This window comes from Streptomyces sp. NPDC014861, assembly GCF_043081625.1.
Lineage (GTDB): Bacteria > Actinomycetota > Actinomycetes > Streptomycetales > Streptomycetaceae > Streptomyces.
Genome location: NZ_JBIBWV010000003.1, coordinates 331,072 through 341,873 on the forward strand (window position 1 = coordinate 331,072; position 10,802 = coordinate 341,873).

Consider the following 10,802-nt stretch of genomic DNA (forward strand, 5'->3'; position numbering starts at 1 on the left):
CCGCCGCCGTTGTCCGGTCGCACGGCCGCGAGCGGAGCGGAGCCCCTCGCCCGGTGCGGGTCGCGGGCTTCGCGCGGGGGCTACGGGTAGGTGCGTACGTCGTCGTTGTACTCGCGGGCCCGGTCCCGTACGGGCTCGGGCAGCGCGCCCGACGCCAGGTGCGCGAGCGTCGTGCCCTCCAGGACCTCGCGCAGGCTGGTGCGCACGGCACGCCACACGTCGGGGAGCGGGGCCGCCGCGCCCTCGTACGCGAGACCGGTCAGCTTCAGGTCCCGGACGCTGACGAGCGGTCCGTCCATCGCGCGGATGACGTCGGCGAGGGTGATCTCCGCGGCCGGCCGGGTGAGGGAGTAGCCGCCTTCGGGGCCGCGCACACCGCGCACCAGACGCGCCTGCCGCAGGTCGCTCAGCACGGCGAAGAGGAAGCGGACGGGGATGTCCTGGCGTCCCGCGATGTCCTCGGCCTTGAGCGGCCGGTCCGGTGAGCCGGCCAGCTCGGCCATGGCCCGGATGGCGTAGTCCGTGCGCGCAGAGATCCTCACGGACCCAATGTCTCACGAGGAGCGGGACGCCCGGCAGACGGCGACGCCCCCGGGCCGTCAGGCGTGCGCCCCGAGACCGTTGTTGTCCGGAAGCGGCATTGCCACTCCACTTTGTTCATCGACATAGTGAACTTTCCTCATGTGGCACCCGTCCCCGGCTGGAGGTCCCCGTGGTCCCCGTCCCGCCCTCGTCGTCCGTCGCGCCCACCCGTTCCCGCCCCACCGTGGCCGTGGTCGGCGCGGGCGCGGCCGGTGCGCTCGTCGCCGTCCAGCTGTGCGAAGGAGCGGCCCGGCGGCGCGTCCCGCTCGACCTGGTCCTCGTCGACCCCGCACCGGAGGCGGGCCGGGGCACCGCGTACGCCACCGAGGTCCCCGAGCACCGGCTCAACGTGCCCGTCGGCGGCATGAGCTGCTACCCGGACGACCCGGGCCACTTCCGGCGCTGGCTCTGCCGGCACGGCGAACCCACCGTCACCGCGGCCGACTTCGCCCCCCGGTACCGCTACGGCTCCTACCTCGCCGACACGCTCGGCCGGGCCATCATCACGGCGCACGGCACTGTGCGCGTACGGCGGCTGCGCACCCGTGCGGTGGGCTGCTCGGATGCGGCGGGAGGGCGCCTCGCCCTGAGGCTCGCCGACGGCGGCACCGTGACGGCGGACACCGTCGTCCTCGCCACCGGACCCGCGGCGGGCCGGGCGGGCTGGGCCCCGGACGGGCTGGCCGCCTCCGACCGGTTCGTCCCCGACCCCTGGGCAGCCGGCGCGCTCGACGCCGTCGGCGCCGCGGACGACGTCCTCCTCGTCGGCACCGGACTCACCGCCGTGGATCTCGCGCTCGTCCTCGACCGGCCAGGCCGCACGGTCCACGCCGTGTCGCGCGGCGGACTGCTCCCGCAGCCGCACGCGGTCACCCCGCTGCCGCCGGTTCCGCCGCCGCCGGGCCTCCACGCCCTCCCGTTCCCCCGCCTCCGCAGGGAGCTGACGCGCCACTTCGCCGCGACGCGCCGCGCCCACGGCGACTGGCGGCCCGCCTTCGACGGGCTGCGGCCCGGGATCGCACGCCTCTGGCAGGGCCTCACGGACGACGAGCGGGCCGAGTTCCTCGGCCGTGACGCCACCCCGTGGAACGTGCACCGGCACCGCATGGCCCCCTCCACCGCCGAGACCGTCGCCCGGGCGCGCGCCGCCCGCAGGCTCCGCGTCCACGCCGGCCGGGTCGCCTCCGTGGCGCCCGGGAGGGACGGCGGGCTGACCGTCTCCCTCGCCGACGGGCGTGAGCTGCGCGTGGCATGGGTGGTGGACTGTACGGGGCCGGGGCTGCGGGCCGACGCCGGTGGCGACCCGCTGTGGAGCGGGCTGCTCTCCGACGGCCTCGCCGTAGCCGGTCCGCTGGGCATCGGCGTCTCCACCGACGGCGGCAGGCTGCGCGACGCGCGAGGGGGACTGGACCGACCGCTGTTCACCCTGGGCGCGCCGCGCCGGGGCGAACTGTGGGAGACCACGGCGATCCCCGAGATCCGGAGCCAGGCCAAGGAGGTCGCCGAGGCCGTGCTCGCGCCCCTGGCCGGCGCTCCCCGGACGGTACGCCGCCGGCCCGTCGACCCGTTCGGGCTGCCGCTGTCCACCCATGCCGCGGCGGCGGCGTCCTTCCGCTGCGGACTCGGCCGGGTGATCACCGTACGGGCGAAGGCGGCCGAGTCCTTCGCGCGCGCCACCGAGCTGGACCCCGGCTTCGCCCTCGCGCACGCCGCACTCGCCCTGCTCGGGCACGAGTCCGGAGCGGACGTCGACGTCTCCCGCGCGCTGGCGGACGCCCAGCGCAGTGTCCGGGAACGCGGCGACGAGCGGGAGCGGTCGTTCGTCGACGTCGTCACGCGCCGCGTCAGGGAGCACGAGGCGGGGGGCTCCGGCACCGGTGACGGCGACAGGGCGCTCGTCGACCATCTCGGCCGCTTCCCCGCCGACGCGTTGGCGCTCGGCATCGCCGTCCCCACCATCGCCTTCTCCGGCGTCGCGGACCTCGACGGCACCCTGGCCCTCGGACTGGTGGAGCGGACCGCGCCCGCCTACGAAGGGCACTGGTTCCACACCTCGCTCCTCTCCTTCGTACGGCAGGAGCAGGGGCGGATCGAGGAGGCCGGCGAGCTCGCCCGGGCCGCGCTCGCCGCGCAGCCCGCCTCCGGCCACGCCGTGCACGCCCTCGCCCACGTCCACTATGAGTCCGGCGAGCACCGCGCCGGCCGGGACTGGCTCGACGGCTGGATCGGCGGCCAGGGCAGGGGCGCCGTCCACCGCGCCCACTTCTCCTGGCACGTGGCGCTCCACGAACTGGCCCTCGACGACTCCGCGGCGGTCCGGCGCCGCTGGTTCGCCCAGCTCGCCCCCGGCCAGGTGAACGGGGTGCGGGCGCTCGTCGACTCCGGCTCCCTGCTGTGGCGGGCCCGCATGTCGAGGAACTGGACCGGCCGCGTCCCCGCCGAGGGCGTGCTCGACGCGGTCGCCCGCGAGCTGGTCGAACGCCCCTCGACCGCCTTCACGGCCCTGCACGGCGCGCTCGCCCTCGCCGCCGCCGGCGACCTCCCCGCCCTGCGCCGCCTGCGTACCCACGCGGCCGGCGCGGACCCGGTCCAGCGGGAGGTCGTCGTCCCGCTGTGCACCGCGCTGGAGGCGGTCGTGGAGGAGGACTGGGCCACGGCGGTGCGGGAACTGCGCGGAATCGTCCCCTCACTGCGCCGCGTGGGAGGCAGCGCGGCACAGCGCGAGGTCGTCGAGGAGACCCTGCTGTACGCGCTTGTGGAGGCCGGCCACCGGGACACCGCCCGCCACCTCCTCGAACAGCGCCTGGACCGCCGCGCCTCCCCGCTGGACCGGCGGAGGCTGGCGGGACTGGCCGGCTGATCCGGACCGGACCGCGGATGCGGACCGGCCCGCGGCTGCGGAACGGCCTGCCTCCCCGGACCGGCCCGCTGCCCGGGGAGGACCGGCACACCGCCGTCGTCGTCGCCGTCGGCGGTCCTGATGCCGGCGGCGGGGTGGTTCACCCCATGGAGAAGCCGTGAGGCCCCGCCTTGGGCGGCGCGGGGCCCGGTCCGGCCGTGCGCGGCCCGCGCCACCCGTTCGGCGGGGGTGTGCGTGCCCGGGGCGCCGGACAGGCGCATCCTGGAGGAAGGACCATCCCCGTGGGGCGCCGCCCCTGTCCCGGTGAGGGAGGTACGACGTGAGTCCCTCGGAGCGGGACCGGGCCCCGAGCAGCGGACTCGAAGGGCTGGCCGCCCTTCTCCTCGACGCGCGCGGTCGGGTCACGTGGTGCTCGCTCGCGGCCGAGGTGCTGCTGGGGCGGACCGCGAGGGAGATCGACGGGCGCCCCGTCGAGGAGGTCCTGGGGGTGTCGCTCCCCGAGACCGGGCCCGGACCCGGACCCGGACCCGCTGTCACGGTTCACCGCGTACGCCTGGGCCCCGCCGAGGCCGGAGCCGTGGCCGACATCGCCCATCTCCCCGGCGCCGCCGACGGCGCGAGCCTGCTCGTGGTCCGGGGACCGACGGCCACCCGTGACCTGGCCCCGGGCCGGGACCCCGACCCGGATCCGGACCTGGACCCGCACGCGGACCCACACCCGCACCCGCACACGAACGCGGACCCGGACGCGGACCGGGCCCTGGCGCGCTCGCTGTTCGGGCAGGGGCGGCTCGGCGTCGCCGAGTTCGACCGGGAACTCCGGATGACGCGGAGCAACGCGGCCCTGGACGCGCACCGCCCGGCGGGCGCGGGCGCGGACTGGCTGTACGGCCTCACCGACGCGGACGGCGACCGGACCGTGCGGGAGATCCTGCGGCAGGTCGCGACCACCGGGACGCCCGTCGTCGGCGCCGACTTCCGGAGCGGGAAGACCGGCGCCGAGCCGGTCCTGAGCCTGGCGTGCTTCCCCCTGGACGACGAGGACGGCACCCGCCGCGGGGTCGTCGTCGTGACGACCGAGCCCGCCGCGCGGCTGCGCGCCCAGCACCGGCTCACCGACGCGTACCGCAGGGCGTTCGAGATCGGCGAGTCGCTCGACGTCGTGCGCGCGGCGCGTGACCTGGTCGACCTCCTGGTCCCGGCCCTCGGCGACCTGGCGTGCGTCGACTTCCCCGACGACGTGCTGCAGGGGCGCGATCCCGGCCCCGGATTCCCGGGTCACGAAGCGTCGAACCCGCGCCGGGTGGCGGTCAAGTCCGCCGACGGCGTGTGGCCGGAGGCCCTGGTGCAGCAGGGGGAGCCGGTGCCCGAGGCGCCGCCGGAGAGCGCGGACACGGCCGTCGCCGGTGTCATCGCGGCGGACGCCAGGACCGCCCGGGCGATGCTGGGCGACGATCCCGCGATCACCGCCCGCATGATGCCCGAGGGCATGCACAGCGCGCTCGGCTGCCCGCTGTACCACCGGTCGAGGCTCTTCGGGTACGTGCTCGTGTGGCGCACCACGACCCCGGAGCCGTTCGGGGATCCGGAGATCAGGCTTCTCCAGGACCTGTGCGACCGGACCGCCATGGCGCTGGACAACGCGCACCGCTACACCCGCGAGCACCGCACCGCCCTCGTCCTCCAGCGCAGCCTGCTGCCGCCGGCCGTGACCGAGAGCCAGGCGGCCGAGACGTCCGGGATCTACCTGCCGGCCAGCGGCACCCTCAGCGTCGGCGGCGACTGGTTCGACGCCCTGCCGCTGTCGTCGATGCGCATCGGTCTCGTCGTCGGCGACGTCATCGGGCACGGCCTCCAGGCCACGGCGACCATGGCCCGGCTCCGTACGGCGGTCCAGACCCTCGCGGACCTCGACCTGCCGCCGGACGAGCTCCTCATCCACCTCGACGACCTCGTGCAGCGCATGCAGGCCGAGGCCGAGCAGCCGGACGCCGTCGGCGCGTCCTGCCTCTTCGCCGTCTACGACCCCGTCACCAGGGTGTGCCGGATGGCCTCCGCCGGGCACCCCGCTCCCGCCGTCCTGCGTCCCGACGGCGGCGCGGACTTCGTGCCCGTCGTCCCGGGCCCCCCGCTCGGCGTGGGCGACAACCCCTTCGACATCTCCGAGGTCACGGTGGAACCCGGCAGCGTCCTCGCCCTCTACACCGACGGCCTGGTGGACTACGACCACGACATCACCCGGGGCAGCGAGGAACTCCTGCGGAACCTGGGACGGTTCCACGGAGCCGACCGCTCCCTGGAGGCGATGGGCCGCGATCTCATGGCCTGCCACCCGCATCAGCAGCGCCCGGCCGACGACGTCACCCTGCTCCTCGCCCGCACGAGGGCCGTGTCCGACGAGGACACCGCCCACTGGGAGTACCCGGTCGATCCGGCGGCCGTGCACGACGCGCGCCACGACGTCAAGGCCCGGCTGGCGGCCTGGGGCCTGGACGAGCTGATGTTCTCGACCGAGCTCATCGTCAGCGAACTGGTCACCAACGCCATCCGGTACGCGGGCGGCCCGGTCGGGCTCCGGCTGATCCGGGGCCGGGCGCTGGTGTGCGAGGTCTCCGACCCCAGCAACACGCAGCCGCGACTGCGGCGCGCCCTGATCACCGACGAGGGCGGCCGGGGCCTCTTCCTGATCGCCCAGCTCGCGTCCCGGTGGGGCTGCCGGTACGGCGAGCGGGGCAAGACGATCTGGGCCGAGCAGGCGGTGCCCCCGCACTGAGCCGGTGCGGGGGCCGCCGGGGTCCGCGGGCCGGTCGGCGCGGCCGGCGAGGCGCGGGCCGGGGGATGCGGGCCGGGGCATGCCACGACCTTGTTGCACATATATTGCAACTAGCAATGATGTGCAGGAGGAGTGCTGTGGCCGGACCGATCGTCCTGGGAATCGAGTCGTCGTGCGACGAGACCGGAGCCGGGATCGTGCGCGACGGGAGACTGCTCGCGCACGTCGTGGCGTCGAGCATGGACGAGCACGCGCTCTTCGGCGGGGTGGTGCCCGAGATCGCGGCCCGCGCCCACCTTCAGGCCTTCACCCCGGTCGTCCGCGAGGCACTGGACCGGGCGGGGCTGCGGCCGGGGCAGATCGACGCCGTCGCCGTCACCACGGGACCCGGCCTGTCCGGGGCCCTCCAGGTCGGTCTGGCCGGGGCGAAGGCGTTCGCCTACGCGGCCGGGGCGCCGCTCTACGGGGTGCACCACCTCGCCGGGCACGTCGCCGCCGACACCCTGGAGCACGGACCGCTGCCCAGCCCCTGTGTCGTCCTGATCGTCTCCGGCGGCCACACCTCGCTGCTGCTCGTCCGGGACCTGGCGCGCGAGCCGATCCTGCACCTGGGCGACACCCTCGACGACGCGGCGGGGGAGTGCTTCGACAAGGTCGCCCGCGTCATGGGCCTGTCCTACCCCGGCGGGCCCGCCATCGACCGGGCCGCCCGGGACGGGAACCCGCGCGCCGTGGACTTCCCCCGGCCGCTCACGCGCCCCGGCGACGACCCGTACGCCTTCTCCTTCTCCGGGCTCAAGACGGCCGCCGCCCGCTGGGTCGAGAAGCACCGGGCGCGGGGCGTCGACCTGCCCGTCGCGGACGGGGCCGCGGCCCTCCAGGAGGCCGTCGCCGACGTGCTCACCCGCAAGGCGATGGCGGCCTGCGCCGCGTACGACGTGAGGACGCTGATCGTGGTCGGCGGCGTCGCCGCGAACTCCCGCGTCCGGGCGCTGGCCGAGCAGCGGTGCGCCGCCGCCGGCGTCGAGCTGCGCGTCCCGCCGATGACGCTGTGCACCGACAACGGCGCCATGATCGCGGCCGTCGGCGACCTCCTCGTACGGGCCGGTGCCGAACCCGCCCCGCTGGACGTGTCGATCGACCCGTCGGCGCCCCTGGAGTACGCCTCCCTCACCCCGCTGCCCCCGACCCGGGCCAGAGCCGCCTGATGCCCACCGTCGAGCGGGTCTCCGGGCGCCGCCTCCTCGTCCGCGCCGACGGGGTGCGCGCGGTGTACGCCGACGCGTTCGGCGGACCGCCCTGGCGGGAGGGCCCGGAGCGCGCCGAGCACTACCTGGAGCGGCTCTCCCGGGACGTGGCACGGCCCGGCTTCACCGCGGCCCTCGCGTCCGACGGGGACACGGTCCTCGGCTGGGCGACGGCCTGGACCACCCCGGACCCGTTCCCCGCCGACCACTGCCACCCGCCCATAGCGGCGGCCCTGGGCGAGGACAGGACGGCCGCGTGGCTGTGCGGCGCCCGCGAGGTCGACGAGCTCGCCGTCGCCGGCCGGGCCCGGGGCGCCGGGCTCGGCGCCCGGCTCCTGCACGCGGTCACCGCCGACCGGGCCGACGGCCGCTGCTGGCTGCTGACCTCCGTCGCGGCCCGGACGGCCGTCGCCTTCTACGAGCGGGAGGGCTGGACCCAGGCCACCCACCCCGCGCCCGGGGGAGGCGGCCACGCCGCCTTCCTCGGCCCCCGACACCCGGCCCGCACAGCCGCCCCTCGCCCCCTATGACCTCTTCACCGGAGCAGTGAGACCCTTGCGTACCGCCGACATCCGACAGCGCTTCCTCGACCACTTCGCGGCCCGGGGCCACACCGTCGTCCCGAGCGCGCCCCTGCCCACGCCCGACCCGACGCTGCTGTTCGTCAACGCGGGCATGGTGCCGTTCAAGCCCTACTTCACCGGCGAGGCCACCCCTCCGTGGGAGCGGGCGACGAGCGTGCAGAAGTGCGTGCGGACCCTCGACATCGAGGAGGTCGGCAAGACCACCCGGCACGGCTCGTTCTTCCAGATGAACGGCAACTTCTCCTTCGGTGACTACTTCAAGGAGGAGGCCATCGCCTTCGCCTGGGACCTGTCCACGAAGCAGCAGGCGGACGGCGGCTACGGCCTGGACCCGGACAGGATCTGGGTCACCGTCCACCACTCCGACACCGAGTCCCGCGGCATCTGGCGCGCGGTCGCGGGGCTGCCCGACGAGCGGATCGTGGCCCGCGGCGACGAGGACAACTTCTGGTCCATGGGCGTCCCCGGCCCCTGCGGCCCCTGCTCCGAGCTGTACTACGACCGCGGCCCCGCCCTCGGCCGCGAGGGCGGACCGGCCGTCGACGAGGACCGGTACATGGAGTTCTGGAACCTCGTCTTCATGCAGTACGAGCGCGGCGAGGGCCCCGGCAAGTCCGGCTACCCGATCCTCGGCGAGCTGCCCCGCCGCAACATCGACACCGGCATGGGCCTGGAGCGGATGGCCACCCTCCTCCAGGGCAAGGACAACCTGTACGAGATCGACGAGACCCGCCCCGTCCTGGACCGCGCCGCCGACCTGGCCGGCGTGCGGTACGGGGCCGACGCGGAGTCCGACGTCCGGCTCCGGGTCGTCGCCGACCACGTCCGCACCGCCCTCATGCTCCTCGCCGACGGCACCGCCCCCGGCAACGAGGGCCGCGGCTACGTCCTGCGCCGCATCCTGCGCCGCTCCGTCCGCTCCATGCGCCAGCTCGGCTTCCACGACCCGGCCCTCCGCGAACTGCTCCCCGTCGCCCGCGACTGCATGGCCCCCTCCTACCCGGAGGTCGTGGAGGGGTACGCGCGGATCTCCGATCAGGCGTACGGCGAGGAGGACGCCTTCCGGGCCACCCTCCGGCAGGGCACCACCGTCCTGGACACCGCCGTCGCCAAGGTCAAGGACGAGGGCGGGCGCTCGCTGCCCGGAGCCCAGGCCTTCCTCCTCCACGACACGTACGGCTTCCCCATCGACCTCACCCTGGAGATGGCCGCCGAGCAGGGCGTGGAGGTCGACCGCGACGGCTTCACCGCCCTGATGAACGCCCAGCGGGAGCGCGCCCGCGCCGACGCCCGGGCCCGCAAGTCCGGCGGCGCGGCCGACACCTCCGCCCTCCGCACGGTCCTCGACGCGCACGGGCCGACGGACTGGCGCGCGTGGTCCGCCCTCACCACCGAGTCCCGGGTCCTCGCGCTTCTCGGGGGCGAGGGCCCGGTCCCGGTCGCTCGCACCGGCGACCTCGTCACCGTGGTCCTGGACCGGACCCCCTTCTACGCCGAGTCCGGCGGCCAGGACAGCGACGCCGGCCTGCTCTCCGGCGCCTCGGTGGAGGCCGAGGTCGTCGACGTCCAGCGGCCCCTGCCCGGCCTGGTCGTCCACCGGGCGCGGATCACGGCCGGCGAACTGGCCGTGGACGACACGGTCCACGCGGCCGTCGACGCCGAGTGGCGGCTCGGCGCCCGCCAGGCCCACTCCGGCACCCACGTCCTGCACGCCGCGCTCCGGGAGGTCCTCGGCCCCACCGCCCTCCAGGCCGGCTCCTACAACCGGCCCGGCCACCTCCGCCTCGACTTCCCCTGGCGCGGCGCGCTCTCCCCTGCCGTCCGCTCCGAGGTGGAGGAGGCCGCCAACCGGGCCCTGCGCCGCGACCTGCCGGTCGGCGTCCGCTGGATGACGCTGCCGGAGGCGAAGGAACTGGGCGCGCTCGCCCTCTTCGACGAGACGTACGGGGAGAAGGTCCGGGTCGTCGAGATCGGCGGGGCCTGGTCGCGCGAGCTGTGCGGCGGCACCCACGTCGAGCACGCCGCCCAGATCGGCACCGTCGCCCTGACCTCGGAGTCCTCGGTCGGCGCGGGCATGCGCCGCCTGGAGGCCGCCGTCGGCATCGAGGGCTTCGGCTACCTGGCCCGCGAGCGCGACCTCGTCGCCCGCATCGCCGAGCAGCTGGGCGCGCCCCGCGCCGAGCTCCCCGAGCGGATCGCGGGCCTCCTCGACCGCCTCAAGGCCGCCGACCGGGAGAACGCCCGCCTCAGGCAGCGGGCCACCACCGCCCGCGCCGCCGAACTCGCCGCGAGCGCGACCGGCGTGAACGGCGTCCAGGTCGTCACCGCCGGCGCCGAGGGCGGCGCCGACGAGGCCCGGGCCCTGGCCACCGCCGTCCGCGACCGCCTTCCCGCCGCTGTGCCCGGCGTCGTCGGCATCGGTGCGGAGTCGGGTGCGGTCGTCGTCGCCCTGAACAAGGCGGCCCTCGGGACGGGGCTGAACGCGGCCGCCCTGGTCAAGCGGCTCCTCGACGGACGCGGAGGCGGCTCCCCGGAGCTTGCGCAGGGCGGCGGACTGGCCGCCGACCGCGTCGCCGGCACCCTGGCGGAACTGCCCCGGGTGGTCGCCGGCGGCTGAGAGGGGCGCGGGGGGGGGGGGGGGCCCGCCCCCCCCCCCCGGCCCCGCGCCCCCCCCCCCCCCCGCCGCCGCCCCCCCCCCCCCCCCCCCGCGCGGGGGGGCCGGGGGCCCCCGCCCCCCCCCGCCCCGCCCCCCCCAA

At 76.3% G+C, this 10,802-nt stretch carries 7 protein-coding genes; 6 read left to right on the forward strand and 1 reads right to left on the reverse strand.

Annotated features, from left to right (window positions below; all coding sequences use genetic code 11):
* Window positions 1-80 precede the first annotated feature (80 nt).
* Window positions 81-542 (reverse strand): RrF2 family transcriptional regulator, encoded by a 462-nt coding sequence (locus tag ACF1BN_RS08170; protein WP_392330765.1) that lies wholly within the window; start codon window positions 540-542, stop codon window positions 81-83.
* A gap of 224 nt (window positions 543-766) precedes the next feature.
* Between ACF1BN_RS08170 and ACF1BN_RS08175 the strand changes: the two genes are divergently transcribed.
* From ACF1BN_RS08175 to alaS, 6 genes are all read left to right on the forward strand, one after another.
* Complete coding sequence (locus ACF1BN_RS08175) at window positions 767-3,442, forward strand: FAD/NAD(P)-binding protein (protein ID WP_392331008.1); 2,676 nt, start codon at window positions 767-769, stop codon at window positions 3,440-3,442.
* 17 nt (window positions 3,443-3,459) lie between these two features.
* On the forward strand, window positions 3,460-3,603 hold the full coding sequence (locus tag ACF1BN_RS08180; RefSeq protein WP_392330766.1) for a hypothetical protein: 144 nt from the start codon (window positions 3,460-3,462) through the stop codon (window positions 3,601-3,603).
* Between the two features lie 158 nt (window positions 3,604-3,761).
* Window positions 3,762-6,215, forward strand: a complete 2,454-nt coding sequence (locus ACF1BN_RS08185) for a SpoIIE family protein phosphatase (protein ID WP_392330767.1) — start codon at window positions 3,762-3,764, stop codon at window positions 6,213-6,215.
* Window positions 6,216-6,364: 149 nt separating this feature from the next.
* Entirely contained in the window at window positions 6,365-7,423 is a 1,059-nt protein-coding gene (tsaD, locus tag ACF1BN_RS08190; protein WP_392331009.1) for a tRNA (adenosine(37)-N6)-threonylcarbamoyltransferase complex transferase subunit TsaD, read from the forward strand.
* Entirely contained in the window at window positions 7,423-7,992 is a 570-nt protein-coding gene (locus ACF1BN_RS08195) for a GNAT family N-acetyltransferase (RefSeq protein ID WP_392330768.1), read from the forward strand. The genes tsaD and ACF1BN_RS08195 overlap by 1 nt, the downstream gene beginning before the upstream one ends.
* A 25-nt stretch (window positions 7,993-8,017) precedes the next feature.
* Window positions 8,018-10,663, forward strand: a complete 2,646-nt coding sequence (gene alaS / locus ACF1BN_RS08200; protein WP_392330769.1) for an alanine--tRNA ligase — start codon at window positions 8,018-8,020, stop codon at window positions 10,661-10,663.
* Window positions 10,664-10,802 lie beyond the last annotated feature (139 nt).

Coding starts and splice junctions, on each gene's coding strand:
- ACF1BN_RS08180 (WP_392330766.1), top strand. CDS start 3,460: ATGCGGACCGGCCCGCGGCTGCGGAACGGCCTGCCTCCCCGGACCGGC.
- ACF1BN_RS08195 (WP_392330768.1), top strand. CDS start 7,423: ATGCCCACCGTCGAGCGGGTCTCCGGGCGCCGCCTCCTCGTCCGCGCC.